This is a genomic window from Pseudotabrizicola alkalilacus, assembly GCF_003443995.1.
Lineage (GTDB): Bacteria > Pseudomonadota > Alphaproteobacteria > Rhodobacterales > Rhodobacteraceae > Pseudotabrizicola > Pseudotabrizicola alkalilacus.
Genome location: NZ_QWEY01000001.1, coordinates 673,776 through 700,308 on the forward strand (window position 1 = coordinate 673,776; position 26,533 = coordinate 700,308).

The following is a 26,533-nucleotide window of genomic DNA, read 5'->3' on the forward strand; positions in this document are numbered from 1 at the left end:
GGGTGCTGCGCGCGCTGTCCCTGCGCCTGCGGATTTTCCTGCTGTTTGCCGGGCTGGCGGCAGGCGCGCTTGCGGCCCTGATCACCGGTCTGTGGCTGGGCTACCGCCGGCTCGGCTCGCCCGAGACGCTGGAGGCGTTTGTGCAGGGCGGCGTGGTGGCCGGGTTTGTCAGTCTGGGTGTGGTGGCCTGGGTCTGGTATCTGTTTGATATCAATGTGGCGCGCCCCATCGACTCGCTGGCCGGTGCGCTGCGGGCACGGGCGCATTCCGATGTGACCGGCGGCATCGACGCGCGCATCGCCGAATACCTGGGCGATCTGGCCCCGGCGGCCACCGCTGCGGCGGCCTCGCTGTCCGAAACCCGCAACGCGCTGGCCGAGGCGGTGGCGCGCGAAACCACCCGGCTGACGGTCGAAAAGCAGCGGCTGGAAACGCTGCTTTCCGACGTTGATGCCGGCGTGATCCTGTGTTCGGGCGATCATACGCTGGCGTTCTACAACGGGCAGGCGGTCGATCTGATGGGCGCGGGCATGGCCGCGCCGGGGCTTGACCGCCGGTTGTTCGACTACCTGCGCGAAGGACCGATCCTGCTGGCCCACGCGCGTCTGATCGCCACCGGCGACAACGACGCCGCCTCGGACCTGCTCTGTGCCACCCTGACCGGCAGCCGCGTGCTGTCCGCGCGGATGCGCCTGATGGTCGCCGATAATGGCACTGTGCCGGGCTACGTCCTTACCCTGCGCGATGTCACCGCCGACCATGCCACCCACGCCCGGCGCGAGGCGCTGCTGGCCGAGGTGTTTGACCGCGTGCGCCGCCCGGCCGCCAACCTTACCACCCTGCTGGCCGCCATCCCCGAGGGGGGGGCCGCCCCCGGCAAGCTCGACCGCGCCTTGCGCGAAGAGGTGGCAACGCTGACCTCCGCCGTCACCGACCTCAGCCGTCGCCACGACGAGGGCCGCAGCGACGGCTGGTCGCTGGCGATGACCCGTGCGTCAGACTTGCTCGACGGGTTGCGCGCCCGGATGGAAGGCGACGGCCTGACTGCCGAGACCCAGACCGACGCGCTTTTGCTGCGCTGCAACGGGTTCGAGGTGATCGCCCTGCTGTCCGGCCTGACCGAGGCCATAGCGCGCGAAGGGATCGCCCGCGCTTTCCGGCTGCAGATCGAGGAAGACGGCACCGGCGCGCTGATCCGGCTGGTCTGGCACGGCGCGGCCCTGCCGATGGCGCAGCTTGAAACCTGGCTCGACGCCCCGCTGGAACCGGGCATCACCACGATGCCACGCCGGTCCGTGCTGGCCACCCATGCCACCGAGATCTGGCCCGAAGCGGCAGGGCAGGGCGAAAACAGCCTGTGCATGCCGATCCCGCAGGCCCGCCGCGTGGTGCGCCGCCCCGAACCCGTCGCGCGCCCGGTGGTCTATGACTTTGACCTGTTGTCCAAGGCCCGCAACGCAAAGGTGCAGGATGCCCGGCTGCATGACCTGACCTATGTGGTGTTCGACACCGAAACCACCGGGCTTTTGCCGGGGCAGGGCGACGAGATTGTACAGATCGCCGCCGTCCGCATCGTCAACGGACGCCGGGTCGAGGGCGAGGTGTTCAACACCCTCGTCAACCCGCGCCGCCCGATCCCGCTGTCCTCGACCGAGGTGCATGGCATCACCGAAGCCATGGTGCAGGATGCCCCCTTTGTCGAAGAGGTCGCCGCCCGCTTTCACAAATTTGCCGAAGGTGCGGTGCTGGTCGCCCATAACGCCCCGTTTGATATGGAGTTTCTGCGCCGGTTGGAGCCGACGCTGGGCCTGCGCTTTGACAACCCGGTGTTTGATACCGTGCTGCTATCGGCGGTGGTCTTTGGCCAGCACGAGGTTCACAGCCTTGACGCGCTGTCGCACCGCTTGGGCATCACCATCCCCGAAGAGGCGCGCCACACCGCCATCGGCGATACCATCGCGACGGCGGATGCGTTCCTCAAACTGGTGCCGATGTTGCAGGGCAGGGGGTTTGACACCTTTGGCGCGGTCCTGTCCGAAGTGCGCCGCCACGGTCGCCTGCTCAAGGATCTGAACGAAAGCATGGCCGACCAGACCTGAGCCGCAGCCCGCCCCTCAGCCCGGGGCCACCACCGGGTGCAGCGGTGCCCCGCCGTCGCGGAATGTGGTGACATTGGCGATGGTGACTGCCGCAATCGCCTCCAGTGCCTCGCGGGTGAAAAACCCCTGATGGCCGGTGATCAGCACATTTGGAAAGGTCAGCAGCCGCGCAAACACATCATCCGGAATATAACGGGCCGACAGATCCTCGAAAAACAGATCGGCCTCTTCCTCATACACGTCCAGCCCCAGCGCGCCGATCTGCCCCGATTTCAGCCCCCGGATGACTGCCGGGCTGTCCACCACCGCCCCGCGCGAGGTGTTGATCAGCATCATCCCCGGTTTCATCGCCGCAATCGCGGCATCGTTGATCAAGTGATGCGTGGCCGGTGTCAGCGGACATTGCAGGGTCAGAATATCCGACTGCGCCAGAATCTCGGCCATCGTCACATAGCGCACGCCCAAAGCCGCACAGTCGGCATCGGGCCGCGGGTCAAAAGCCAGCACCTCGCAGCCAAAGCCGCGCAGGATCCGCGCCAGCACCCGGCCGATCAGCCCGGTGCCGACGATCCCCGCGACCTTGCCGTTCATGTCGAACCCCATCAGCCCGTCGAGCGCGAAATTCCCCTCGCGCACCCGGTTAAAGGCGCGGTGGGTCTTGCGGTTCAGCGTCAGGATCAGCGCCGCCGTATGTTCGGCCACCGCATGTGGCGAATAGGCGGGCACCCGTGCCACCGCGATCCCCGCTGCCTGCGCCGCTGCCAGATCGACATGGTTGAACCCGGCCGAGCGCAGGGCGATCAGCCGCACACCAACCGCCGCCAGCTCTGCGATCACAGGCGCAGACAGGTCGTCATTGACAAAGGCACAGACCACCCTGGCCCCATCAGCCAGCCGCGCGCTGCCCGCGTTCAGCCGCCCGTCATGAAACCGCAGCTCCAACCCCTTGCCCTCTGCCGCGACCGTCAGAAAATGCTGGTCATGGGGCTTGGCGCTGAACACATCAATCCGCATGGCACATCTCCTGTTTGAATGGATCCTGTCACCCGCAGGCTAAGCTTCTGTGACACTGACAACAACCCATCCCGATTCCGCCCGCCGCATATCATCCGGGCAAAGAATACTCCCGCCGGAGCCGCAGAAGTCAGCCAGCACTTTGCTGGCAGATCTGGCGGATTTTCGCCCCGACCGTGGCGGCCGCTTGCGACAAATCCCGGTGCGCCCCGCCGAACCCCCCTTCCCAGACCTCCCCGACCGGGCCAGACTGCCCCATCCCGCTGAGGAGCCGGGGTGAGGAGGGGCGGGGATAACCTGCCCGGATCAGAGGAGGATCACATGACCATTTCCCTAACGCGCGGGTTCCGCGCGCTTGTCGCCTGCACGGCGCTGACTGTCGTGCCAATGGCCGCACAGGCCGAGCAATTCATCAACATCCTGACCGGCGGCACGTCGGGGGTTTATTACCCGATCGGCGTCGGCCTGTCGAAAATCTATGCCGATGGCATCGAAGGCGCGCGGACCCAGGTGCAGGCCACCAAGGCCAGTGTTGAAAACCTCAATCTGCTGCAACAGGGCAAGGGCGAATTCGCCATCGCTCTGGGCGACTCGGTCAAACTGGCCTGGGAAGGCAATGCCGACGCCGGGTTCAACGCGCCGCTGACCAAGTTGCGTGGCATCGCAGCCGCCTATCCGAACTACATCCAGATCGCGGCAAGCGCGGGCAGCGGCATCACCACCGTCGCCGATCTCAAGGGCAAGTCGATCTCGGTCGGTGCGGCGAAATCGGGCACCGAACTCAACGCCCGCGCCATCCTTGGCGCGCTGGACATGAGCTATGACGACCTGAGCAAGACCGAATACCTGCCCTTTGCGGAATCGGTCGAGCTGATGAAGAACCGCCAGCTGGATGCCACGTTGCAATCGGCGGGGCTTGGCGTATCCTCGCTCAAGGATCTGGCGACCTCGGTGCCCACCACCATCGTCTCGGTCCCGGCCGAGGTGGCTGAGACACTGGGCGCGCCCTACCTTGCCGCAACCATTCCGGCAGGCACCTATGAGGGCCAGACCGAAGATATCCCGACCCTTGCCGTCGGCAACTTCTTCCTGACCCATGAAGGTGTGGACGACGAAACCGCCTATCTGATGACCAAACTGCTGTTCGAAAACCTGCCTGCCCTGACCGCAGCGCATCAGGCGGCGTCTGCGATCTCGCTCGACACCGCGCTCGACGGCATGCCGGTGCCGCTGCATCCGGGGGCCGAGCGGTATTACCGCGAAGCCGGGCTGATCCAGTAACCGGCAGACCCCAGTAACCCGCAAAAGACGGGAAAGGGCGGGCCGCCAAAGGCCCGCCCGCAGCGGCCAGGGAGGGCTATGATGACCAAAGACAAAGCTGACGCCGTGCTGGAGGCGCACAATCCGCATGACCCGCTGGCCCAAGGCTTCCCGCCGGGATGGGAGGGGCGGGCGCTGTTCTGGATCGCCATCGCCTTTTCGGTGTTCCAGATCCTGACCGCCGCGCATCTGGTCGATTTCGCCAGCCAGATCACCCGTGCCATCCATGTGGGCTTCCTGTTGCTGCTGGGTTTTCCGCTGCTGGCGTTGATGCGCGGGGCGGGGCCTGCCATCCGGCTTGCGGCATGGGGTCTGGCCGGGCTGTCGGTCGCGGTCGCGTATTATCAATGGCTGGAATATGTGCCGCTGTTGATGCGCGCGGGCGATCCGCTGCCGATGGATATCGTGGTCGGCGTCATAGCACTCGCCACCGTGTTCGGCGCGGCCTGGGCGATGATGGGGGCGGCGCTGCCGATCATTGCGGGCAGCTTCCTCGCCTATTGCCTCTGGGGCGAGTACCTGCCCGCACCGCTGAACCATCGCGGCTATGATTTCGCGCAGGTGGTCGAGCATATGGCCTACGGCACCGAAGGCATCTACGGTATTCCCACCTATGTCTCGTCCACCTTCATTTTCCTGTTCATCCTGTTCGGCGCCTTTCTGGAAAAGGCGGGGATGATCAAGCTGTTCACCGATGTCTCGCTTGGCCTTGTCGGGCACAAGATGGGCGGGGCGGCAAAGGTTTCCGTGCTGTCCTCCGGCCTGATGGGCACCATTTCCGGTTCCGGCGTCGCCAATGTCGTCACCACCGGCCAGTTCACCATTCCGCTGATGAAACGCTTTGGCTACCGCCCGGCCTTTGCCGGCGGGGTCGAGGCAACGGCCAGCATGGGCGGGCAGATCATGCCGCCGGTGATGGGGGCCGTCGCCTTCATTATGGCCGAGACCCTTGGCGTGGCCTATATCGAGGTGGTCCGCGCCGCCATCATCCCAGCCATCCTGTATTTCGCCGCCGCCTTCTGGATGGTGCATCTGGAGGCTGGCCGGATGAACCTGCGCGGGCTGTCAAAGGCGGAACTGCCCTCACCCATGGCTGCGCTGAAACAGGGCTGGCACCTGATTTTGCCGCTGGCGGTGCTGGTCTGGCTGTTGTTCTCGGGCTACACACCGCTGTTTGCGGGCACCGTCGGCCTTGGCCTGACGCTGATGCTGATCCTGGGGGCCAGCGTGGCGCTTGGCCTGCCTGCCGGGGTGATCCGCATCATCTTCTGGATCGGGCTCGGCTTTGCCGCCGGGGCGTTCCTGCAATGGGGCATCTGGGTGGTGGCGGGCGTGGTCGCCGGGCTGATCGCGCTCAACGCCCTGTCCAAAGGCGGGCGTGAGACGCTGATCATCTGCCGCGACGCCTTGGCCGATGGCGCGAAAACCGCGCTGCCGGTCGGCATCGCCTGCGCGCTGGTCGGCATTATCATCGGCACCATGACCCTGACCGGGGCGGCCAACACCTTTGGCCAGTTCATCGTGGGTGTGGGCGAATCCAGCCTGTTCCTCAGCCTCGTGCTGACCATGATCACCTGTATCGTGCTGGGCATGGGCATCCCCACCATCCCGAATTACATCATCACGTCGTCGATCGCGGGACCGGCGCTGCTGGAACTCGGCGTGCCGCTGATCGTCAGCCACATGTTCGTGTTCTACTTCGGCATTCTCGCCGACCTGACCCCGCCGGTCGCACTGGCCTGCTTTGCCGCCGCCCCGATTGCCAAGGAACGTGGCCTGACCATCTCGATCCAGGCGGTCAAGATTGCGGCGGCAGGCTTCGTGATCCCGTTCATGGCGGTCTATACCCCCGCCCTGATGCTGCAGGACGGCGGGCCGCTGGCCGCCAGCATCGGCTTTATCCCGGCGGTGATCTATGTGGTCAGCAAAACCGTGCTGGCCATCGGCCTTTGGGGCATCGCGGTGATCGGCTGGCTCGGCACCTCGCTGACCCTGTGGCAGCGCGCCCTTGCCATGGTGGCTGCGGGGGGCCTTGTGGTGGCCTTGCCTGCCACCGACGCCATCGGCTTTGCACTGGTGCTGGCCTTTGTCGCCCAGCACCTGCTGCTGCGTCGCAGGGCTGCCGCGTGACCTGTCTGATGGCCGGGGCGCTGGTGCTGGCGCTGTCCGGTCCCGGCTTTACCCTGCACTGGACCCATTCGGTCGAGAAAACCGAATGGGTCGAGGAGTGGCAGGTTCGCCCGCACAGCCTGCGCCTGACCCAAGCCCGCATCAAAGGCTCCGGCGCGGGGATGGAGCCGGGGCCGGATGCGGTGCGGGAAGGCGGCTGGTGGGTCTGGTCGCCGCAAACCGAAGTGCCCGCGCTGCACCTCGCCGCCTCGGGCAGCACCGGCGCGGGCTGGCAGCTGTGCGACGGGGCCACCTGCCACACGCTTGGGGCCAAGGCGGGCGGGGCGATCACACTCGCCCCCTGCCCGTCATGAGAACCGCCGATCTGGTCATCGTGGGCGGCGGCATCGTCGGCCTTGCCACCGCTCTGGCGCTGCAACAGCGCCAGCCAGCGGCGCGCATTCTGCTGCTGGAAAAGGAGCCGTCGGTCGCCCTGCACCAGACCGGCCGCAACTCCGGCGTGATCCATGCCGGGGTCTATTACCCGCCCGGCAGCCTCAAGGCGCAGTTCTGCCGTCAGGGCGCACAGGCCACCCGCGCCTTTTGCGATGCGCACGGGCTGGCTTATGAGGACTGCGGCAAGCTGATCGTCGCTACGGACGAAAGCGAACTGCCAAGGATGGAGGCGCTGTTTCAGCGCGCCAGCGCCAATGGCATCCCAATCGAGCGCGTGACTCAAGCGCAGGCCCGCGACTGGGAGCCGAACATCGCCGCCATCGGTGCGCTCTGGTCGCCCACGACCGGCATTGTCGATTACGCCGCCGTCGCCCGCAAGATGGCCGACCTGTTCACGGCCCGTGGCGGCACGCTGGAAACCGGCACCGACGTCGTTTCAGGTCAGGAAACGGCCCAGGGCATCACCCTGACCACCCCCACCGGCCCCATTCAGGCGGCCAAGGCGGTGTTCTGCGCCGGTCTTCATGCCGACCGGATGGCCGCGACCATGGGCCTTGAGCCAGATTTCCGTATTATCCCGTTCCGTGGCGAGTATTTCCGCATCCTCAACCAGCCCGCCGATCTGGTCCGCCGTCTGATCTATCCGGTGCCCGACCCGGAAAGACCTTTCCTTGGGGTCCACCTTACGCGCAAAATGGGCGGGGGGTTCACTGTGGGGCCGAATGCCGTGCTGGCACTGAAACGCGAAGGCTATGCCCGATCCGACCTGTCGCCGCGCGATCTGGCGGCGGCCTTTGCATGGCCGGGGTTCTGGCGGATGCTGGCGCGCAATGCCCGGCCCGCAATGGGAGAGTTTGCCGCCTCAATCAGCACCGGGCTTTATCTGAAAAAGGTGCAGCGCTATGCCCCGCACCTGACCCGCGCCGATCTGGCCCCCTACCGCGCCGGGGTGCGGGCGCAGGCGGTCGCGCGTGATGGCAGGCTGATCGACGATTTCCTGTTCCTTGATGGCCGCCACAGCCTGCACGTCTGCAATGCCCCATCGCCCGCCGCCACCGCCGCCCTTCCCATCGCCAGCCACATCGCCGACCGGCTGCTGGGGGGCACATGACGGGCCGCAGCACCCTGATGCCGCTGTTGGCGGCACTGGTCGCGGCCGCGCTTGCAGGGCTGATCGCGGAACGCTGGGCCACCACCAACCTGCACGAAACCCTCGACCGCTCGCTCCTGCTGACTGCCCGCGCGGTTGAGGCCGAGATCGACCGCTTCCGCGCGCTGCCCGATGTCGCGGGCGAGGATGCCCGCATCCGCGCCGCGCTGACCGACCCGAGCGCACTCGATGCCGCCAACCGCTATCTGGAAACCGTCTCTGCCCATGCCGGGGCCTCTGATCTGTTCCTGATCAACGCGAGCGGGCAGGCGATTGCCGCGTCGAACTGGAACCGTCCCGGCAGTTTTGTCGGCGAACACTACAGCTTTCGCCCCTATTTCACGCTGGCGATGGAGTCCGGGCGCGGTCAGTTCTATGCCATCGGTGTCACCACCGGGGTGCCGGGCTATTTCCTGTCCACCCGTGTCACCTCGGGCAACCAGACCGGGGTGCTGGTGGTGAAACTGGACCTGTGGCCGTTGCAAGCGACGTGGCGCAGCGCGGGCGCGCAGGTGGCGCTGGCCGATGCCGATGGCGTCATTTTTCTGTCGGGCCGCGAAGACTGGCTCTACCGCCCGCTTGCCCCGCTTGCACCCGACGCACTGGACCGGCTGGCCGCCACCCGCACCTATGATGGGGTCGATCTGGCCCAAAGCCCGCCGCTTTTGCCCCGCGCGCCCTTGGGGGCCGATGCCACCGGCGACGGCTGGATCGCCCGGCTGACCGCGGTCGAGGGCACCGGCTGGCGGCTGATCGCGGCGCGCCCCAGTGCCGATGTGACCGGGCTGGCCCTTGGCTGGGCGCTGATTGCAGCACTTCTGGCCCTCGCCGCCGCCGCCGGTCTGAAAACATGGGAACAGCGCCGCCAGCTCATCGCCCTGCGCCTGTCGCAATCCGAACGGCTGGAAGCGATGGTCGCTACCCGCACCGCCGACCTTGCGCGCGAGGTGGATGCCCGCCGTCAGGCCGAATCCGATCTGCGCGCCGCGCAGGAGCATCTGATCCATGCCGAGAAAATGGCCGCCCTTGGCCGCATGTCCACCGCCATCGTGCATGAAATCAGCCAGCCCCTCGCCGCGATGGAGGCAACACTTGCCGCCGCAGAAATCGGTCTGCCCGCCAGCGATACCGGCACCGCGCCCCGCCTTGCCACCGCACGCGGGTTGATCCGCCGGATGCAGCGCACCACCAAACACCTGAAAAGCTTTGGCCGCAAAGAGGCGGGGGAGCGCAAGCTGATCGACCTTGCGCCGGTCATCACCTCGGCGCTGGAACTCGTCACCCCCCGCGCCCGCGCGGTGGGGGTGATCCCGGCGTTCACCCAGAGCGGCGGCCCCGTCACCGTTCTGGCCGGGGCGGTGCGGATGGAGCAGGTGGCAGTCAACCTGATCCTCAACGCGCTCGACGCGGTTGAGGGACACCCCGCCGCCACCATCACCGTTACCCTCGGCACCGCAAACGGCACCGCGCAGCTGACCGTCACCGACACCGGCCCCGGCATCGCCGCCGATCTGCTGCCGCGCGTGACCGAGCCGTTCTTTTCCACCAAGACCACCGAAGGCCTTGGCCTTGGCCTCGCGATCTCCAAGGCGATCCTGTCCGAATTCGGCGGTGATCTGGTCATCACCTCCACCCCCGGTCAGGGCACGACCGTCACCGTCTCCCTGCCGCTCGCCGAACCCGTGCGCGAGGCTGCCGAATGACCGCGCGGCTGTTTGTTGTGGAAGATGACGACGATCACCGCGCCGCCTTGTGCGATCTGATGCAGGCGGCGGGCCACCGCGCGCAGGGGTTTGCCACTGCTGCTGATGCGCTTGCCGCGCTGACCGACCCGCCTGATCTGATCCTCACCGATCTGCGGATGCCGGGGATGGATGGCCTTGCCCTGCTGCGCTCCATCCGCGCGCTGCCGCTCGATCTGCCGGTTATTTTGCTCACCGGCCATGGCGACATTGGCCATGCGGTGCAGGCGATCCGCGCCGGGGCCGATGATTTTCTGGAAAAGCCCTATGATGCCGCCCATCTGATCGCCGTCGTCGCCCGTGCGCTCGCCGCCAGCGCCACAAGGGCCGAGGTCGGGCGGCTGCAACAGATTCTCGCGGAACGGGCCGAGGTGACCCTTCTGGGCCAGAGCCGCGCCATCTGCGCCCTGCGCGACCGCATCGCCGCCCTTGCGCCGCTGGATATCGACGTGCTGATCACCGGCGAAACCGGCACCGGCAAGGAACTGGCGGCCCGTGCTTTGCACGCCGCCAGCCCGCGCGCAGATGGCCCCTTTGTCGCGCTCAACTGCGCCGCCCTGCCGGATGCCATGGCCGACATCCTGCTGTTCGGCCACGCCGCCGGGGCGTTTCCGGGGGCCACCACCGCCCGCGCGGGCAAGCTCGAATCCGCCAATGGCGGCACCCTGATGCTGGATGAGGTCGAGGCGATGTCTCCCCCGGTTCAGGCCAAGCTGTTGCGCGCGCTGCAGGACCGCACCGTGGAACGGCTTGGCGAAAACGGCCTGCGCCCGCTTGATCTGCGGGTGATCGCCACCAGCAAGACCGATCTGCGCGGGCGTGATGACTTTCGCGCCGACCTGTACTACCGCCTTGCCGGGGCCGATCTGCGCACCCCGCCCCTGCGCGAGACGGGCGAGGATATCGCACTGATCTTTGCCCATTACGCCCAGCTTGCCGCCCGCCGTTATGGCCGCGCCGACCCCAGCGTGAGTTTTGCACTGGACCAACAGCTCAAACGCCGCGCCTGGCCCGGCAATGTGCGCGAGCTGAAGGCTGCAGCCGAGGCTTATGCCTTGGGCCTGTTCACCGCCACACCCGACGATTCGACCCTGCCCGAAGGCACGCTTGCCGAACGGGTTGCCGCGTTCGAGGCCCGCGAAATCGCCGCCGCGCTGGACCGCCACCGCGACAACACCCTGCGGGTTGCCGAAAAACTGGGCCTGCCGCGCCGCACCCTGAACGACAAGATGCGGCGCTACGGGTTGACCTGAGCATGGCGCGCACATTTCTTGACCAAGGCACAGCCAAAGCGTGACCTTTTCATTCTGCGCCCTATCATCGGTGAAACGGGAGCCCGCAATGCAACTTGTCACCCTCTACCTCTCCACCGCGCTGGTGTTTCTGATCGTCGATGCGGTCATGCTCAGCCTTGTGATGAAACCGCTGTTCACCCGCCACATCGGCGCGCTGATGGCCGAGCCGATCCGCTATGCCCCCGCCGGGCTGTTTTATGCGGCCTATGTGGCGGGGCTGTTGTATCTGGTCAGCCTGCCCGCCCTGCGCGATGGCGCACCGCTGATCCTGCCCGCGGCGATCATCGGGGCGATGGCCTATGGCACCTATGAATTTACCAGCTATGCCATCCTGCGCGACTGGCACTGGTCGATGGTGATCACCGACACGCTCTGGGGCACCGTGTTGACCGCGTTTTCCGCCTGGGCCGGGGTGGCAATCACCCGCGCGCTTCTGGGCTAAACCGGGGCAGGGGCTGTCATCCGGCCCCGCCCCGCGCTACACCTTCGGGGCATCCCTGTACACATGAGGCCCCGAATGATCCTGTATGGCATTTCCACCTGCGACACCTGCAAAAAGGCCATCAAGGCGCTGGAGGCCGCAGGCCACCCCGTCACCTTTCGCGATGTGCGCAAAGACCCGCTGACCGAGGCCGAGATTGACACCATCATTACCGAATTTGGTGACCGGATCATCAACAAGACCTCGACCACCTATCGGGCCTTCAGCGATTTTCTCAAAGCCTCTGACGCCGATGCCCAGATCCGCAGTCAGCCCACCGTGATGAAACGCCCGGTGATACATGCAGATGGCACATGGTATCTGGGCTGGGATCAGGCCACGATTGATGCCCTGACCGGTGCATAACACCCCCTGAAATGCCAGACGGCCCGCAAAGCGGGCCGTCCAGTCAAAGCTTTGCGCTTAAAGCAGGCGCAGATCGCTGGCCGATTCCCGGCCATCGCGGCCCGATTGCAGCTCATAGGCGATCTTCTGATTGTCGTTCAGACCTTGCAGCCCGGCCCGCTCCACAGCGGAGATATGGACAAAGATATCCTTGCCGCCATCATCGGGGGCAATAAAGCCGAAGCCTTTGGTCGCATTGAACCATTTTACTGTGCCGGTGGGCATACCGTCTCTCCTCTCAACTCACCTCGCAGCGGAATTGCCGCAAGCCGTGCCGCCAGATTCCACGGCCTTCGGTCTGCGAGGCGGTCAGAAAGTCTGTCAATCACTTGCCCCAAGGATGCCTCAGATTCCTCTAAAATCAAGAGGAAACCGGCCCCGTCCGGCAATCGACCGCCCATGACCCCCAAATTCGGGGTCATGAGCTGATTTTTGCGCAGGTTCCCGCCGCCTCAGGCCTTGCGCAGATCGGGCGGCGTCGCCTCGGCGGTCAGATCGGCCACCAAATCGTCCAGCGCCATGGTGCGGGTCTGGGTCTCGCCCAGGCGGCGGACCGACACCGTGCGCTCCTCGACCTCTTTCATCCCGATCGCCAGAATGACCGGCACCTTGCCCACCGAATGCTCGCGCACCTTGTAGTTGATCTTTTCGTTGCGCATGTCGGCTTCCGCCCGGATGCCCGCCAGCGTCAGCGCGGTCACCACCTCTTCGACAAACGGATCGGCATCCGAGACAATCGACGCCACCACCACCTGACGCGGCGCCAGCCAGAACGGCAGCTTGCCGGCAAAGTTCTCGATCAGAATACCGATGAACCGCTCAAAACTGCCCAACACCGCACGGTGCAGCATGAATGGCCGGTGTTTCGCCCCGTCCTCGCCGATATAGGCCGCATCCAGCCGTTCGGGCAGGTTCGGGTCCAACTGCAAGGTGCCGCACTGCCAATCGCGGCCAATCGCGTCGGTCAGCACGAATTCCAGCTTGGGCGCGTAAAACGCACCTTCGCCGGGGAACAGCTCGAACTCATAGCCAGCGGCGCGGCAGGCATTGGCAAGCGCCTCTTCCATCTTGTCCCAGATCTCATCCGAGCCGACCCGCTTTTCCGGCCGCGTTGACAGCTTCACCCGCCATTTGTCAAAGCCCAGATCCGAATAGACCCGCGCCAGCAACTCGATGAATTTCTTGGATTCTTCCTCGACCTGCGCCAGCGTGCAGAAGATATGCGCATCATCCTGGGTAAAGCCGCGCACCCGCATGATGCCATGCAAAGCGCCACTGGGTTCATAGCGCGCGCAAGACCCGAACTCCGCCATCCGGATCGGCAGATCGCGATAGCTTTTCAAGCCCACGTTGAAAATCTGCACATGGCAGGGGCAGTTCATCGGCTTGAGCGCGTTAACCGTCTTTTCGCGGGCGTGGTCCTCGTCGACCTCCACGATGAACATGTTTTCCTGATAGTTTTCCCAGTGCCCGCTGGCTTCCCACAGCTTGCGGTTCACCACTTGCGGCGTGTTGACCTCGACATAGCCATCCGCCCGCTGCCGCCGCCGCATGTAATCCTGCAAGGCGACATAGATGCTCCAGCCGTTCGGGTGCCAGAAGATCTGGCCCGGCGCTTCCTCCTGCATATGGAACAGACCCATCTCACGGCCCAGCTTGCGGTGGTCGCGTTTCGCGGCCTCCTCCAGCATGGTCATGTGGGCCTTCAGGTCGTCGCGGTTGCGGAAGGCGACACCGTAGATGCGCTGCAACATGGGTCGCGTGCTGTCGCCCAGCCAATACGCCCCGGCCACATGGGTCAGCTTGAACCCGTCGGCGGGTACTTGCCCGGTGTGCTGCAGATGCGGCCCCCGACACAGATCCTGCCAGGCCCCGTGCCAGTACATGCGGATGTCCTCACCCGCCGGAATCCGGTCTAGAAGTTCGATTTTGAAAGGTTCGCCGCGCTCTTCATAGTATTTCCGCGCACGTTCCCGATCCCAAAGTTCGGTTTTGACAGGGTCGCGCGCGTTGATGATCTGCTTCATCTTCGCTTCGATCTGGCCCAGATCGTCGGGTGTGAATGGCTCGGCACGGTCGAAATCGTAAAACCAGCCATAATCGCGGACCGGGCCGATGGTGACCTTTACATCCGGCCAGATCTCCTGCACCGCGCGCGCCATGATGTGCGCGCAATCGTGCCGGATCAGCTCCAGTGCCGCCGCATCATCCTTCAGCGTGTTGATCGCCAGCTTTGCATCCGCCGTGATCGGCCAAGCCAGATCCCAGTGCTGGCCATCGACCTGCGCCGAAATCGCCGCCTTGGCGAGAGAGGGCGCAATCGACGCCGCCACCTCGGCAGGCGTCACACCCGCTTCATAGCTGCGCACATTGCCGTCGGGGAAAGTGAGTGAGATTTGTGCCATATCGGCCTCCTCGTCGTTTTGGCGCCTACGAAACGCCCGGTTGCGGGTTATATCGGGCGCGTTTTTGCGCCCGGCGCTTGGCAAAGTCAACACGCCCCGCGTAGAAGGGCAGGGACGGAGGATGCCATGACACAGCCGCAATTTCTGACCACCCAACAGCATCGCCGGATTGCTTACCATCAAACGGCGGGGCAGGGGCCGGGCGTGGTGTTCCTCGGCGGTTTCAAATCCGACATGACCGGCACCAAGGCCTTGTTTTTGCAGGATTGGGCCGAACAGCAGGGCCGCGCCTTCCTGCGGTTCGACTATTCCGGCCATGGTCAGTCGTCGGGCGATTTCCTTGACGGCGCGATTGGCGATTGGTTCGAGGATGCCCTCGCCGCGATCACCCAGCTGACCACCGGGCCGCAGATCCTCGTCGGGTCTTCGATGGGCGGCTGGATCTCGCTTCTGGTCGCCAAGGCCATCCCGCAGCGGGTGGCGGGTCTGGTCGGCATCGCCGCCGCGCCGGATTTTACCGAAGACAGCATGTGGACGGGGTTCACCGAAGCGCAGCGCCAGATGCTGAGCACGGCGGGCTGGGTGGAGCTGCCGTCAGACTACGCCGATCAGCCCTATATCATCACCCGCCGGTTGATCGAGGAGGGGCGCACCCGGCTGGTGCTGCGCGACACTCTGGATTTGCCGTTTCCGGTCAGGCTGTTGCAAGGCACAGCTGATACGGATGTGCTGCCCTCGGTGGCGCTGCGCCTGCTGGATCACGCCTCCAGCCCCGATCTGCGGCTGACCTTGGTCAAGGGCGCCGATCATCGCTTTTCCACGCCGGAGTGTCTGGCCATGATCCCGCAGGCCATTGATGAGCTGCCGAACAGGGGGCAGGCATGAATATCCTCAAGTGTCAGTTTCCAACTTTTCTTGACCACCGAATGCCACTTCTGCCGAGAATGCTGCACCTTTCGAACATTTGCGCCGTCATGCCCCAGTTTGGTCAAAGGCCCCTGCAATGAGCGATCCCATCCTGTTCATCCCCGGTCTGATGCAGGATGCCCGCGCCTTTCTGCCGCAGATCGTGGCACTGGGCACCCGCCATGCCGTGCAGATTTATCTGCCGGTGCAGGACAATGTGGAGAAGATGAGCGAAGCGGCGCTGCGCCACGCCCCGCCGCGCTTTGCGCTGGTCGGGCATGGTCTGGGCGGCGATGTCGCGCTCGACATTCTGCGCCGCGCGCCGGAGCGGGTGACGCGGATTGTGCTGCTGGCCACTGATCCGCTGGCTGAAGCCCCACAAATGGCCGCTCTGCGCGAGGCGCGGATGGTGGCGGCGCAGTCCGGGCGGCTGAAAGCCGCGATTGCCGAAGATGTGCCCGCCAGCGCGCTGGCCGATACCCCCGACCGCGACGCGGTGCTGGCTCTGATGCAGGATATGGCGCTGGGGCTGGGCGAGGGCGTGTATCTGCGCCAGTGCCGCGCGCTGCAACGCCGCCCCGATCAGCAACGGACCCTGCGCCGTGCCACGGTGCCCGCCCTGTTGCTGGCCGGGCTGGCCGATACTTTGCTGCCGCTACGCCGTCAGGAGTTTGCCCGCGACCTGATGCCGTCTTCGGTGCTGGAATTGATCGAAGACGCCGGCCATCTGCCCATGCTGGAGGCCCCCGATGCCGTTACCACGGCAATCGAGGGCTTTCTGGCCGGTCCGATGATCTTACGCTGAGGCCAGGTTGATCACGTTTTCCGAATTGTCCGCCGCTGGCTTTGCAACCTTGCGCGCCTTTGGCCCATCCGAATTGGCGTCGATGAATGCCAGCACCAGCGGCCGGATGTTCAGCCGCCAGGACTTGCCCGCAAAGATCCCGTAATGCCCCGCCCCCGGCTCCAGATGCGCGGCTTTCTTGCTGTCGGGCAGGTTTGTCAGCAGATCCAGCGCCGCAAGGCACTGACCGGGCGCGGAAATATCATCATTCGCGCCTTCGACGATCTTGACCGCCACATCGGTGATCGCGCCAAAATCCACCTGCCGCCCGGCGACCACGAATTCATTCTTCGCAATCTCGCGGTTCTTGAAGATCCGCTCCACCGTTGACAGGTAAAACTCTGCCGTCATGTCCATAACGGCCAGGTATTCGTCGTAAAAGCGGTTGTGCGCATCGTGATCCGACGCTTCACCGCGCGCGACCCGCATGATCTGTTCGCTGAACGCCTTGGAGTGCCGCTCGCCGTTCATCGAGATAAAGCTCTGCAACTGTAGCAGCCCCGGATAAACCAGCCGCCCCGCACCCTTGAACTTGAACCCGACCCGCTGGATCGCCAGCTGCTCCAACTGGCCCATCGTCACCCGGCGGCCGAAATCGGTCACCTCGGTCGCGGCGGCATCGGGGTCCACCGGCCCGCCGATCAGCGTCAGGCTGCGCGGCTGCGCGCTCGGGTCTTCTGCCGCCAGATAGGCGGTTGCGGCCAGGGTCAGCGGCACCGGCTGACAGACCGCGATCACATGCAGGTCTGACCCCAGCTCGCGCATGAAATCGGCCAGATACAGCGTGTAATCCTCGATATCGAACTTGCCGGCGCTGACCGGAATGTCGCGCGCATTGTGCCAGTCGGTGATGTAAACATCACAATCCGGCAACAGCGACAGCACGGTTGACCGCAGCAACGTTGCATAATGCCCCGACATCGGCGCGACCAGCAGCACCCGGCGCTTCATCGGCGCGCGACGGCGCACGAAAAACTGCATCAGGCTGCCAAAGGGCCGCTCCACCACCGGTTTCACGTCAACCAGATGGTCGGTGCCATCGGCCCCGACGATAGACCGGATGCCCCAGTCGGGCTTGACAACCATGCGGTCAAACGTCCGCTCTGTCACCTCACCCCAGGCGGCCATCATGGGCAGCATCGGGTTCATCGACATCGCAAACACCGGATACGAGGCCATCGCCCGCGCGGTTGCGCCCAGCCAGGCATTGGTGTTCCGCGCCGTTTCCATCATGTCATAGGTGGTCATGTACTTCATCGCCGTCTCCAATTCCGGGTGAGGGCCCCGGCCAATTCGTCGCTTCCCCCCCCAGTCAGGCGACGTTATGCTGCACTTGGGCAGGTTAGGGGGGAAATATTAACATGACAACCGACGACAATGACGCGGGACTAAAGTTGGAGAGGATGCAGGCCAATTTGGCACGCGTCGAGGAGCTGTCGCAGCGCCTGATCAGTGCCCTTGCGCATCGCAAACAGGCAGATAACGCCCTCTCTGGCCCCTCGAATGAGGTGTATATGAAGGCAGCCGCCGCTTATGTGGCCGAAATGATGCAAAACCCCTCGAAAATTCTGGAACAGCAGATCAGCTACTGGGGCAAGAGCCTCAAGCACTATGTCGACGCCCAGCAGGCCCTGTTGTCGGGCGAACTCAAGGCCCCGCCGGACCCGACCCCGAAAGACCGCCGATTCTCCAACCCGCTGTGGGAAACCCATCCGGCATTCAATTTCATCAAGCAGCAATACATGCTGAACGCCGAGGCGATGACCAATGCCATCGGCGATCTGGACAAGCTGGAGCCGACCGACCGCCGCCGCGTCGAATACTTCACCAAGCAGATCATCGACATGTTCTCGCCCACCAACTTTCTGGGCACCAACCCCGATGCGCTGGAAAAGGCCGTGGCCACCGATGGCGAAAGCCTTGTGCTGGGTCTGGAAAATCTGGTCCGCGACATCGAGGCGAACAATGGCGATGTGCTGGTCACGCTGGCCGATCCGGGGGCGTTCCACGTCGGGCAGAACATCGCGACCACGCCCGGCGCGGTGGTCTACCGCAACCGCATGCTGGAGCTGATCCAGTATACACCGACCACCGAAAAGGTGCATGCCACGCCCTTGCTGATCTTTCCGCCGTGGATCAACAAATTCTACATCATGGATATGAAGCCCGCCAATTCGCTGATCAAATGGATCGTGGATCAGGGCTTTACGTTGTTTGTCGTGTCCTGGGTCAACCCCGATGCCTCTTACGCCGATGTCGGCATGGATGACTACATCCGCGACGGCTTTTTGCGGGCCATGGCCGAGGCGCGGCGCATCACCGGCGAGAAACAGATCAATGCCGTCGGCTATTGCATCGCGGGCACCACGCTGGGGCTGACGCTTGCCCATCTTGACCGGGCCGGTGATACCTCGGTCAAATCGGCCAGCTTCTTCACCACCCTCGCGGATTTCTCTGATCCGGGCGAGGTGGGCGTTTTCCTTGAGGATGATTTCGTCGATGGCATCGAGCGGCAATCGGCGCGCGATGGTATCCTGTCGAAATTCTTCATGGGCCGCACCTTCAGCTTTCTGCGGTCCAACGACCTGATCTATCAGCCCGCCATCAAAAGCTACATGCTGGGCGAGGCCCCGCCCGCGTTTGATCTGTTGTTCTGGAACGGCGACGGCACCAACCTGCCCGCCACCATGGCGGTCGAGTACCTGCGCGGGTTGTGTCAGGATGATGGCTTTGCCAAGGGCACCTTCCCGGTCTTCGGCGAGCCGGTCAGCCTGTCCGGCGTCAAGGTACCGCTCTGCGCCATCGCCTGCGAGACCGATCACATCGCGCATTGGCGCGGCAGCTTCAACAGCATCAAACAGATGGGGTCAAAGGACAAAACCTTTATCCTGTCGGAATCCGGCCATATCGCCGGGATCATCAATCCGCCGTCGAAAAACAAATATGGCCACTACACCTCTGACGCGCCGGTTGCTGGCGTGCCCGAGGACTGGAAGGCGGGGGCAACCTTCAACACAGGCAGCTGGTGGCCACGGTGGGGCGAGTGGCTCAAGGCCCGGTCGGGCAAGATGATTCCCGCCCGTATCCCTGGTGAGTCGACCAATCCGGTGCTCTGCGATGCACCGGGGACTTACGTAACGGCAACCGTCGTCGCGGGAAGTGATTAGCGGCCAAGGGCTTAGCCCGGCACAACCAGAAATAATGCTGCATTGCAGAAAAATGGTTGAAATGCTGCAGCGCAGCATCTATATTGCAGTCATGGAAAACAGGTCGGACCCTCCGGCCAAGCAGGAGAAGACCAATGACCAAGACCCCAGATTTCGCCAAAGTGATGCAGGACATGATGGCTTCCTTCCCGGTTGACTCGTCCGCGATGCAGAACGCGTTCAAAACCCAGGCTGCTCTGGCCGAGAAAATGTCGAAAGTGGCTCTCGAAGCTGCTGAAAAGTCGACCGAAATCACCGCCAAATGGACCAAAGACACCATCGCCAAAATGGCTGACGTGTCCAAAGCCAAAACCGAGCCGACCGATTACACCAAATCGGTGACCGACTTCGCATCGGCTGCGGCTGAAATGGCTGCTGAAAATCTGGCCGCTTTCGCAGAAGTTGCGAAAAAAGTGCAGATGGAAACCGTCGAACTGATGCTGGCTGCTGGCAAGGACATGTCGGAAGACGCGACCGCCGCTGTGAAAAAAGCCACCAACGAAGTGTCGGTTGCCGCCAAGAAAGCCACCTCGGCAGCCACCGCTGCCAAGTGATCCTACGGATCGACGCTGCTTTTCGCTGACCTCCTCCCCGGACGGAAAGCAGCATCAGGCGGGCCCCCCCAGGGCCCGCCTTTTCTATTGATGCGCACTCTGCGCTTGCGGCCTCAACACTGCCCGCAGCATTTTCTGTCCCCAAATATCCCGGGGGGAGTCGCGCAGCGACGGGGGGCTGGCCCCCCTGCACCGGCTCCGCCAAAGCCGAATGTGTTAAATTTTCCTTAAATTCGTCCAGTCAACCTATTGAAATAAAACACTTCCCTTCCGTGTAACACAGGGGGAACGGCCGCCGCACCGTCAGGCTTTCCTTTTGCGCCCGGCCTGCGTAAGCTTCTCTGCACATGCGAAGAGACCTCAGGGAGGGTGGCCATGGCCGATACCGACAAGCCGCTGCTGATCAAACGATACGCCAGCCGCCGCCTGTATAATACCGAAACGTCCGACTATGTGACCCTGGAGGACATCGCCGGCTTCATCCGCGCGGGCCGTGAGGTGCAGATCGTCGACCTCAAATCCGGCGACGACCTGACCCGCCAGTATTTGCTGCAGATCGTGGCCGAGCATGAGTCCAAGGGCGAGAATGTGCTGCCGATCGCCGTGCTGACCGACCTTGTCCGCAGCTACACCACCAACGTTCATTCCGTCGTGCCCCAGTTCCTCGCCGCCAGCTTCGAGATGCTGCGCGAAGGTCAGTCCAAGATGATGGGCAATCTGGGCGTGCTGCCCAACCCGATGGCCGCGATGCCGGGCTTCGATCTGATGCGCAAGCAGCAGGAGGCGTTCATGAAAACCATGATGACCGGCGTTCCCGGCTGGAAAGGCTCCGGCCCCGAACCCGACAAGGAAGAGGCGACCAGCGCCGAAGATCTGGCGCAGATCAAGAAGCAGCTGGCCGAGCTGCAAAAGAAACTTTCCAAGCTGTAACGGACCATGGCCGAAGCACAGACCCGCGTGACCCTGTGGGGGATCGAGGTCTTTCTGGCCGTCGCGGAAGAGGGCACGATCTCTGCCGCCGCCCGCCGTCTGGGGGTCTCACCGCCTGCGGTCAGCCAGCAGCTTGCCGCGATCGAGGCGACGCTGGGCGCGGTCCTGTTCGACCGCGCCGCCCGACCCTTTGCGTTGACCCCCGCAGGCAGCCTGTTCCGCCGCCACGCGCAGGTGATCCTGAACACAGAAGCCGAAGCCCGCGCCGATCTGGCCCGCGCCGACCTTGCCCGGCTCAGCACGCTGCGGCTGGGGATGATCGAAGACCTTGACGCCGAGGTGACACCAGCCCTGTTGTCGGGCCTCGCGCAGGACATGGCCGATTGCCGGTTCCTGCTGGAAACCGGGCCAAGCCACCGGCTGCTGGACAAGCTGGAGGCGCGCGCGCTGGATCTGGCCGTCGCAGCAGAGCTGGGTGCGGATGGCACCGATGGCGGCTGGCGTGAGGTGCATCCGATCCTGACCGAACCCTTTGTCGCGGTGCGACCGAAAGCGGCGGGGGATGTGCCGCTGATCCTCTACTCCGCCCGCCACCTGATGGGGCGGCAGATCGCGGGGCATCTGGCCCGCGCCAACCAGCGCCCGCAGGTGCGGTTCGAGCTGGACAGCTATCACGCCATTCTGGCGCTGGTCGCCCAAGGCGCGGGCTGGACGATCCTGACCCCGCTGGCGCTGCATCACGCGGCGCGGTTTCTGAATGCGGTGGAGGTGCAGCCCTTGCCCGGCGCAGCCCTAAGCCGCAGCATTTCGCTGTCTGCGCGGGCCGGGGTGATGGGCGATGTGCCGGGGCGGGTGGCACAGGATCTGCGCCGCCTGATCGGCAGCCGGATTGTGACGCCCACTGTCAAAACCTGGCCCTGGCTGGGGCCAGATCTGCGCCTGTCCTGACGGCGGCGGGGGTCTGTTACGCCGGACGCGCGGCCCGGGCGGCCTGTGTCAGCGCGTCGGCGATGTAATCCAGTTCCGGCAACGTCAGGCGGGCGGGCAGGCGGACATCGCAGGCCCGCATCAGCATGGCGCGGGTTTGCGGCAGATCGGGCGCCTCGCCCAGAAACTGCCAGTTCCAGAATGCCCGCGCATTCCCCTCGGACAGGCCGAAGATCTGCACCGACACGCCGCGCGCCTTGGCCTCGGTCTGAAACCGATATGCCTGCGCATCGGTCCAGTCCCCGGCCAGCGTGAACTGGATCGAATCCGGTGCGCGCAACTCGGGCGGCAGGGCAGGGGGTACGGTCAGCAGACCACAGCCATTCAGCGCCGCCGCCACATAGTCATGATTGCGTCGTCCGTCCGCCACCCGCCGTGCGATCAGCGGCAGTTGCGGGCGGATCACCGCCGCCGACAGGTTCTGCATCCGCAGGTTATACAGCGGCAGCTTGTTCTGCCATTCGCAGTAGCTGTTCTGAAACCCGGGGTGCTTTTTCCAGTTCTCCTCATAGGCGCCCGACATGATCACCGCCCGCGCCGCGATTTCCGGGTCATCGGTGACCATGATCCCGCCTTCGCCCGCGTTCACCATCTTGTAGGATTGAAAGCTGAAGCAGCCCACCTTGCCGATGGTGCCGATATTACGCCCGCCCCAGAGCGTGCCCAGAGAGTGCGCCGCATCCTCGATCACCGGAATGCCTGCGGCATCGCACAGGCGCATGATGGCATCCATGTCGGACGTGTGGCCGCGCATATGGCTGATCAGCACCGCGCCAGCCCCCGGCAGCTTGGCCTCGAAGTCCGCCAGATCAATGCGGTAACTGTCGCCCACCTCGACCAGAACCGGCACACAATCGGCGTGGACCACGGCAGAGGGCACGGCGGCAAAGGTAAAGGCGGGGATCAGAACCTGCGCTCCGCGCGGCAGATCCAGCGCCTTGAGCGACAGGAACAGCGCGGCGGAACAGGACGACACCGCAAGCGCATAGCGCGCGCCCAAGAGGTCGGCAAATTCCTGCTCCAACAGGCTGACGGGGGAATCCTTGGCGGCGGTGTAGCGGAACAGGTCGCCCGAGCTGAGCAGCCGCTCGATCTCGGCGCGCGCGGCGTCGGGGATCGGTTCGGCGTCATAGACATTGGGGGGCAGGGTCTGGCCGTCATGTGCCATGGGGAATCCTTAAACTCAGTTTAAGGTGTGCTTAATCTGTGAGTGCCGCCAAAGCCAGTGACAAATCCATGACTGAGCAGGGCCTTGCCTAAACGCCCAGCCGGTCGCGCAGCGAATACCAGGTCATCGCGGCGACCAGCAGCGGCCAGCGCAGGGTCGCACCGCCGGGAAAGCGCGGTTGCGGCAGACGTTCCATCAGGTCAAAGCCAGAAGCCTGACCCTGCACCGCCTGCGCCATCATCTTGCCCGCCAGCGTGGCCATCGCCACCCCGTGCCCGGAATAGCCCGAGGCTGACAGCACATTCGGCGCGGGCCTTGCAAAGCAGGGCATGCGGTTCATGGTGATGGCCAAGGTGCCGCCCCAAGCATACTCCACCCGCACATCGCGCAGCTGCGGATAGACCTCAAGCATCGGCTTCATGACGGTGCGCGCGACATCGGGAAAGCGGTAGCCATAGCTTTCGCCGCCCCCGAACAGCAGGCGGTTGTCTTCGGACAGCCGCCAGTAATTGACCACAAACTTGGTGTCGGCAACCGCAATGGGTTGCGATAACACCCCGGCGGCGCGATCCCCCAAAGGCTCGGTCGCCAAAATGAAATTGTTGATCGGCATCACGCGGGCGGCGATCTTGCGGTCCAGCCCGCCCAGATAGCCATTGCCCGCAAGGATCACGTGATTGCAGGTGACCTGCCCGCTGGCGGTGCGCACCACGGGCTTGTCGCCGTGGGTGATGTGATGCACTTCCGCGCGCTCAAACAGACGCGCGCCCGCATCGGCCGCCGCCTTGGCAAGGCCGAGCGCGAAGTTGAGCGGATGCAGATGGCCCGCGCCCCGGTCCAGCTCGCCGCCGTGATAGGCGTCTGATCCGATGATGGCGCGCATCTCTGCGCGGTCCAGCGGCTGGATCTGATCATAGCCATAGTCGCGCGCCAGTTTTTCGGCGTAGGCGTGGGCATGCCGCACCTCGGATGCCGAGCGGCAGGCGTGGGCGATGCCGGGGTGAAAGCGCACCGGCATGGCGTGGCGGTCGATCAAGCCGCGCACCAGTGCTTTGGCGTCTTCGCCCATGTCCCACAAGCGGCGCGCATCCTCGCGGCCTACCGCCGTCTCCAGCCAGTCCTGATCCTGCCGCTGGCCAGAGCCGACCTGCCCGCCGTTGCGGCCCGACGCGCCAAAGCCCATGCGATGCGCTTCCAAGAGCACGACATCCAGCCCGGCTTCGGCCAGATGCAGCGCCGCCGACAGGCCGGTATAGCCGCCGCCGATGATGCAGACATCGGCCCGGATCTGGCCTTTGAGCGTGGGGAAGGGGCCCAGCGGCGTGGCTGTTGCCGCGTAATACGACGGGGGATACTCACCCATCCGGTCATTGGCGTGCAAAAGGTTCATACGTTCAGCAACAGATGCTCACGCTCCCATGGGCTGATCACCTGCAGGAACTCTTTGTATTCATTGCGCTTGACCGAGTCATAGACCTTGCAGAACCCGTCACCCAGCACCGCTTTCAGCGCCGCGTCCTCATCCAGCAGGTCCAGCGCGTCGCCCATATTGACCGGGATCTCGTCGCTGTCGATATAGGCCGAGCCGATGAATTCCGGCCGGGGATTGCGCTTTTCCATCAGACCCAGATAGCCGCAGGCGAGGGTCGCCGCGATGCCGAGGTAAGGGTTGCAATCCATCCCCGGCAGCCGGTTTTCCACCCGACGCCCGCCGGGGGTAGAGATCGGCACCCGCAGGCCGGTCGTGCGGTTGTCGCGGCCCCATTCCAGATTGATCGGGGCGGCGAAGTCGGGGACGTAGCGGCGGTAGCTGTTCACATAAGGGGCCAGCAGCGCGATGCCCGCGCCCAAATGGTTCTGTAAACCGCCGATGAAGTGCAAAAATGCCTCGGTCTCCATGCCTTTGGGGCCGGAGAAGATGTTCTTGCCGGTCTTGCTGTCCACGACCGAGGTGTGGATGTGCATCGCCGACCCCGGCTCACCCGCGATGGGTTTGGCCATGAAGGTGGCAAAGCAATCGTGGCGCAGCGCGGCCTCACGGATCAGGCGTTTGAAGAAGAACACATCATCGGCCAGACGCACCGGATCGCCATGCGCGAGGTTCAGCTCGATCTGCCCGGCACCGCCTTCTTGCAGGATGCCGTCAATCTCCAGCCCCTGCGCTTCGGCGAAGTCATAGATGTCGTCGATCACCTTGCCGTATTCATCGACCGCCGACATCGAATAGGCCTGCTTGCCCGCCGCGCGGCGGCCGGAGCGGCCCATGGGGGGCATCACCGGCATGTTGGGGTCGATGTTGCGGGCGGTCAGGAAGAATTCCATCTCGGGCGCGACCACGGCCTTCCAGCCTTGCTCGGCATACAGATCGACAATCCGGCGCAGCACGTTGCGCGGCGCATAGGGCACCAGCACGCCGTTCTGATCCTTGGCATCATGGATCACCTGCAAGGTCACATCCGCCGTCCAGGGGGCTGCGGTGGCGGTGGTGAAATCCGGTTCCAGGATCATGTCGGGTTCGGTAAAGGCGTCAAACGGGTTGTCGGCCCATTCGCCGGTGATCGTCTGCAGAAAGATCGAGTTCGGCAGGAAATAGCTTTTCTGCGTGGCGAATTTGGCAGCAGGCATCGCCTTGCCCCGCGCCACCCCGGCAATATCGCCGATGATGCATTCCACCTCGTCCACGCGGCGGTCGCCGATAAAGTCACGCGCGGCTTCGGGCAGTTTTTCGGTCCATTTGGACATGGGTTGGTCCGTGTGTTTGTCCCCGGAGGTCAGGCCCGGGGCGTTTTGAAAAAGGCCGCGATGCGCGCGGCGATGGACGTATCGTCCAAAGGTGTATCGAGTTTTGTCGCCGCCGTCTGCAACAACGGGTCAGGGACGACGCCGATGGCGCGGGTTTTCATCAGACCATCGACAAAATCCGCCCGGAATTCGGGATGCGCCTGAATGGTCAGCGCCCGGTCGTCATACAGCAGCGCCGCGTTTTCGCAAAACCCGCTGCTGGCCAGAACGGTCGCGCCCGCTGGCCGCTTTACCACCTGATCCTGATGCCAGGCGTTCAGGGTGACGGTCTCGCCGCCAAAGTCATAGGCCGTGGGGCCGACAGACCAGCCCCCGGCGTATTTCTCCACCCGGCCCCCCATCGCCTGCGCGATGATCTGGTGGCCAAAGCAGATGCCCACCACCGGCACCCGTGCGGCAAAAGCCTTGCGGATGAAGTCTTCGAGCGGGGGAATCCAGGGATGATCCTCATAGGCGCCATGCTTTGATCCGGTGATCAGCCAGCCGTCACAGTCATGCACCCCAGCCGGAAACACGCCGTTCACCACCGGAAAGGTGCGGAAGGTGAAGCCGTGGCCATCCAGCAGGCGGGCGAACATATCGGGGTAATCGCCCATGGTGGGCGCCAGAGCTTCGGGCGCGAGCCCGGTTTGCAGAATGCCGATCAGCATGACACGTCCG

At 64.5% G+C, this 26,533-nt stretch carries 23 protein-coding genes; 15 read left to right on the forward strand and 8 right to left on the reverse strand.

What is annotated here, in order from left to right; genetic code table 11:
- Nucleotides 1–2 precede the first annotated feature (2 nt).
- Nucleotides 3–2,099 carry a 3'-5' exonuclease gene (locus tag D1012_RS03285; protein ID WP_118149869.1) on the forward strand — a complete coding sequence of 699 codons (2,097 nt, stop codon included), beginning with the start codon at nucleotides 3–5 and terminating at the stop codon, nucleotides 2,097–2,099.
- A gap of 15 nt (nucleotides 2,100–2,114) precedes the next feature.
- On the opposite strand, the gene D1012_RS03290 is transcribed toward D1012_RS03285, so the two are convergent.
- Nucleotides 2,115–3,113 carry a 2-hydroxyacid dehydrogenase gene (locus tag D1012_RS03290; protein ID WP_118149870.1) on the reverse strand — a complete coding sequence of 333 codons (999 nt, stop codon included), beginning with the start codon at nucleotides 3,111–3,113 and terminating at the stop codon, nucleotides 2,115–2,117.
- Nucleotides 3,114–3,434: 321 nt separating this feature from the next.
- On the opposite strand from D1012_RS03290, the gene D1012_RS03295 reads away from it, so the two are divergent.
- The 8 genes from D1012_RS03295 (at nucleotide 3,435) to D1012_RS03330 (ending at nucleotide 12,032) form a co-directional block, all read left to right on the forward strand.
- Nucleotides 3,435–4,394 (forward strand): TAXI family TRAP transporter solute-binding subunit, encoded by a 960-nt coding sequence (locus tag D1012_RS03295; RefSeq protein ID WP_118149871.1) that lies wholly within the window; start codon nucleotides 3,435–3,437, stop codon nucleotides 4,392–4,394.
- 81 nt (nucleotides 4,395–4,475) lie between these two features.
- Nucleotides 4,476–6,563 carry a TRAP transporter permease gene (locus D1012_RS03300; protein WP_118150055.1) on the forward strand — a complete coding sequence of 696 codons (2,088 nt, stop codon included), beginning with the start codon at nucleotides 4,476–4,478 and terminating at the stop codon, nucleotides 6,561–6,563.
- Nucleotides 6,560–6,916, forward strand: a complete 357-nt coding sequence (locus D1012_RS03305) for a DUF1850 domain-containing protein (protein WP_435530895.1) — start codon at nucleotides 6,560–6,562, stop codon at nucleotides 6,914–6,916. Before D1012_RS03300 ends, D1012_RS03305 begins: the two co-directional genes overlap by 4 nt.
- Nucleotides 6,913–8,109, forward strand: coding sequence for an L-2-hydroxyglutarate oxidase (gene lhgO / locus D1012_RS03310; protein WP_118149873.1), 1,197 nt, complete (start codon nucleotides 6,913–6,915; stop codon nucleotides 8,107–8,109). Before D1012_RS03305 ends, lhgO begins: the two co-directional genes overlap by 4 nt.
- Entirely contained in the window at nucleotides 8,106–9,851 is a 1,746-nt protein-coding gene (locus tag D1012_RS03315; protein ID WP_118149874.1) for a sensor histidine kinase, read from the forward strand. The genes lhgO and D1012_RS03315 overlap by 4 nt, the downstream gene beginning before the upstream one ends.
- Nucleotides 9,848–11,143, forward strand: coding sequence for a sigma-54-dependent transcriptional regulator (locus D1012_RS03320; RefSeq protein ID WP_118149875.1), 1,296 nt, complete (start codon nucleotides 9,848–9,850; stop codon nucleotides 11,141–11,143). Before D1012_RS03315 ends, D1012_RS03320 begins: the two co-directional genes overlap by 4 nt.
- 88 nt (nucleotides 11,144–11,231) lie before the next feature.
- A complete protein-coding gene (locus D1012_RS03325; protein WP_118149876.1) occupies nucleotides 11,232–11,627 on the forward strand; it encodes a DUF2177 family protein in 396 nt (131 codons plus the stop codon).
- Nucleotides 11,628–11,702: 75 nt separating this feature from the next.
- Nucleotides 11,703–12,032: an arsenate reductase family protein gene (locus D1012_RS03330; protein WP_118149877.1), complete on the forward strand. Its 330-nt coding sequence runs from the start codon at nucleotides 11,703–11,705 to the stop codon at nucleotides 12,030–12,032.
- A 57-nt stretch (nucleotides 12,033–12,089) separates the two neighbouring features.
- Here the strand turns inward: D1012_RS03330 and D1012_RS03335 are convergent, their stop codons facing one another.
- Nucleotides 12,090–12,296 carry a cold-shock protein gene (locus D1012_RS03335; RefSeq protein ID WP_103332975.1) on the reverse strand — a complete coding sequence of 69 codons (207 nt, stop codon included), beginning with the start codon at nucleotides 12,294–12,296 and terminating at the stop codon, nucleotides 12,090–12,092.
- Between the two features lie 227 nt (nucleotides 12,297–12,523).
- Nucleotides 12,524–14,476, reverse strand: coding sequence for a threonine--tRNA ligase (gene thrS, locus D1012_RS03340; RefSeq protein WP_118149878.1), 1,953 nt, complete (start codon nucleotides 14,474–14,476; stop codon nucleotides 12,524–12,526).
- A gap of 126 nt (nucleotides 14,477–14,602) precedes the next feature.
- Between thrS and D1012_RS03345 the strand changes: the two genes are divergently transcribed.
- Nucleotides 14,603–15,361, forward strand: coding sequence for an alpha/beta hydrolase (locus D1012_RS03345; protein ID WP_118149879.1), 759 nt, complete (start codon nucleotides 14,603–14,605; stop codon nucleotides 15,359–15,361).
- 118 nt (nucleotides 15,362–15,479) lie between these two features.
- Entirely contained in the window at nucleotides 15,480–16,187 is a 708-nt protein-coding gene (locus D1012_RS03350; protein WP_118149880.1) for an alpha/beta fold hydrolase, read from the forward strand.
- On the opposite strand, the gene phaZ is transcribed toward D1012_RS03350, so the two are convergent.
- The gene (gene phaZ, locus D1012_RS03355; RefSeq protein ID WP_118149881.1) at nucleotides 16,179–17,483 is read right to left on the reverse strand and encodes a polyhydroxyalkanoate depolymerase; all 1,305 of its coding nucleotides are present in this window, start codon (nucleotides 17,481–17,483) and stop codon (nucleotides 16,179–16,181) included. The two genes, D1012_RS03350 and phaZ, sit on opposite strands and share 9 nt — an antisense overlap.
- A gap of 104 nt (nucleotides 17,484–17,587) precedes the next feature.
- Here phaZ and phaC point away from each other — a divergent pair, with 104 nt between their 5' ends.
- The 4 genes from phaC (at nucleotide 17,588) to D1012_RS03375 (ending at nucleotide 21,864) form a co-directional block, all read left to right on the forward strand.
- Nucleotides 17,588–19,393, forward strand: a complete 1,806-nt coding sequence (gene phaC / locus D1012_RS03360) for a class I poly(R)-hydroxyalkanoic acid synthase (protein WP_118149882.1) — start codon at nucleotides 17,588–17,590, stop codon at nucleotides 19,391–19,393.
- Between the two features lie 134 nt (nucleotides 19,394–19,527).
- The gene (locus D1012_RS03365; RefSeq protein WP_118149883.1) at nucleotides 19,528–19,986 is read left to right on the forward strand and encodes a Phasin; all 459 of its coding nucleotides are present in this window, start codon (nucleotides 19,528–19,530) and stop codon (nucleotides 19,984–19,986) included.
- Between the two features lie 375 nt (nucleotides 19,987–20,361).
- Complete coding sequence (gene phaR / locus D1012_RS03370; RefSeq protein WP_118149884.1) at nucleotides 20,362–20,916, forward strand: polyhydroxyalkanoate synthesis repressor PhaR; 555 nt, start codon at nucleotides 20,362–20,364, stop codon at nucleotides 20,914–20,916.
- Between the two features lie 6 nt (nucleotides 20,917–20,922).
- Nucleotides 20,923–21,864 (forward strand): LysR family transcriptional regulator, encoded by a 942-nt coding sequence (locus D1012_RS03375; RefSeq protein ID WP_118149885.1) that lies wholly within the window; start codon nucleotides 20,923–20,925, stop codon nucleotides 21,862–21,864.
- 16 nt (nucleotides 21,865–21,880) lie between these two features.
- On the opposite strand, the gene D1012_RS03380 is transcribed toward D1012_RS03375, so the two are convergent.
- From D1012_RS03380 to D1012_RS03395, 4 genes are all read right to left on the reverse strand, one after another.
- Nucleotides 21,881–23,071: a DegT/DnrJ/EryC1/StrS family aminotransferase gene (locus D1012_RS03380; protein WP_118149886.1), complete on the reverse strand. Its 1,191-nt coding sequence runs from the start codon at nucleotides 23,069–23,071 to the stop codon at nucleotides 21,881–21,883.
- An 88-nt stretch (nucleotides 23,072–23,159) separates the two neighbouring features.
- A complete protein-coding gene (locus D1012_RS03385) occupies nucleotides 23,160–24,461 on the reverse strand; it encodes an NAD(P)/FAD-dependent oxidoreductase (RefSeq protein WP_118149887.1) in 1,302 nt (433 codons plus the stop codon).
- Nucleotides 24,458–25,813, reverse strand: coding sequence for a glutamine synthetase family protein (locus D1012_RS03390; protein WP_118149888.1), 1,356 nt, complete (start codon nucleotides 25,811–25,813; stop codon nucleotides 24,458–24,460). Before D1012_RS03390 ends, D1012_RS03385 begins: the two co-directional genes overlap by 4 nt.
- Before the next feature lie 29 nt (nucleotides 25,814–25,842).
- Nucleotides 25,843–26,523, reverse strand: a complete 681-nt coding sequence (locus D1012_RS03395) for a type 1 glutamine amidotransferase (protein WP_118149889.1) — start codon at nucleotides 26,521–26,523, stop codon at nucleotides 25,843–25,845.
- Nucleotides 26,524–26,533 lie beyond the last annotated feature (10 nt).

Coding starts and splice junctions, on each gene's coding strand:
- D1012_RS03325 (WP_118149876.1), top strand. CDS start 11,232: ATGCAACTTGTCACCCTCTACCTCTCCACCGCGCTGGTGTTTCTGATC.
- D1012_RS03345 (WP_118149879.1), top strand. CDS start 14,603: ATGACACAGCCGCAATTTCTGACCACCCAACAGCATCGCCGGATTGCT.
- phaZ (WP_118149881.1), bottom strand. CDS start 17,483: ATGAAGTACATGACCACCTATGACATGATGGAAACGGCGCGGAACACC.
- thrS (WP_118149878.1), bottom strand. CDS start 14,476: ATGGCACAAATCTCACTCACTTTCCCCGACGGCAATGTGCGCAGCTAT.
- D1012_RS03330 (WP_118149877.1), top strand. CDS start 11,703: ATGATCCTGTATGGCATTTCCACCTGCGACACCTGCAAAAAGGCCATC.
- D1012_RS03320 (WP_118149875.1), top strand. CDS start 9,848: ATGACCGCGCGGCTGTTTGTTGTGGAAGATGACGACGATCACCGCGCC.
- D1012_RS03300 (WP_118150055.1), top strand. CDS start 4,476: ATGACCAAAGACAAAGCTGACGCCGTGCTGGAGGCGCACAATCCGCAT.
- D1012_RS03380 (WP_118149886.1), bottom strand. CDS start 23,071: ATGGCACATGACGGCCAGACCCTGCCCCCCAATGTCTATGACGCCGAA.
- D1012_RS03385 (WP_118149887.1), bottom strand. CDS start 24,461: ATGAACCTTTTGCACGCCAATGACCGGATGGGTGAGTATCCCCCGTCG.
- D1012_RS03290 (WP_118149870.1), bottom strand. CDS start 3,113: ATGCGGATTGATGTGTTCAGCGCCAAGCCCCATGACCAGCATTTTCTG.
- D1012_RS03395 (WP_118149889.1), bottom strand. CDS start 26,523: ATGCTGATCGGCATTCTGCAAACCGGGCTCGCGCCCGAAGCTCTGGCG.
- D1012_RS03350 (WP_118149880.1), top strand. CDS start 15,480: ATGAGCGATCCCATCCTGTTCATCCCCGGTCTGATGCAGGATGCCCGC.
- D1012_RS03375 (WP_118149885.1), top strand. CDS start 20,923: ATGGCCGAAGCACAGACCCGCGTGACCCTGTGGGGGATCGAGGTCTTT.
- lhgO (WP_118149873.1), top strand. CDS start 6,913: ATGAGAACCGCCGATCTGGTCATCGTGGGCGGCGGCATCGTCGGCCTT.
- phaR (WP_118149884.1), top strand. CDS start 20,362: ATGGCCGATACCGACAAGCCGCTGCTGATCAAACGATACGCCAGCCGC.
- D1012_RS03365 (WP_118149883.1), top strand. CDS start 19,528: ATGACCAAGACCCCAGATTTCGCCAAAGTGATGCAGGACATGATGGCT.
- D1012_RS03390 (WP_118149888.1), bottom strand. CDS start 25,813: ATGTCCAAATGGACCGAAAAACTGCCCGAAGCCGCGCGTGACTTTATC.
- phaC (WP_118149882.1), top strand. CDS start 17,588: ATGACAACCGACGACAATGACGCGGGACTAAAGTTGGAGAGGATGCAG.
- D1012_RS03315 (WP_118149874.1), top strand. CDS start 8,106: ATGACGGGCCGCAGCACCCTGATGCCGCTGTTGGCGGCACTGGTCGCG.
- D1012_RS03295 (WP_118149871.1), top strand. CDS start 3,435: ATGACCATTTCCCTAACGCGCGGGTTCCGCGCGCTTGTCGCCTGCACG.
- D1012_RS03335 (WP_103332975.1), bottom strand. CDS start 12,296: ATGCCCACCGGCACAGTAAAATGGTTCAATGCGACCAAAGGCTTCGGC.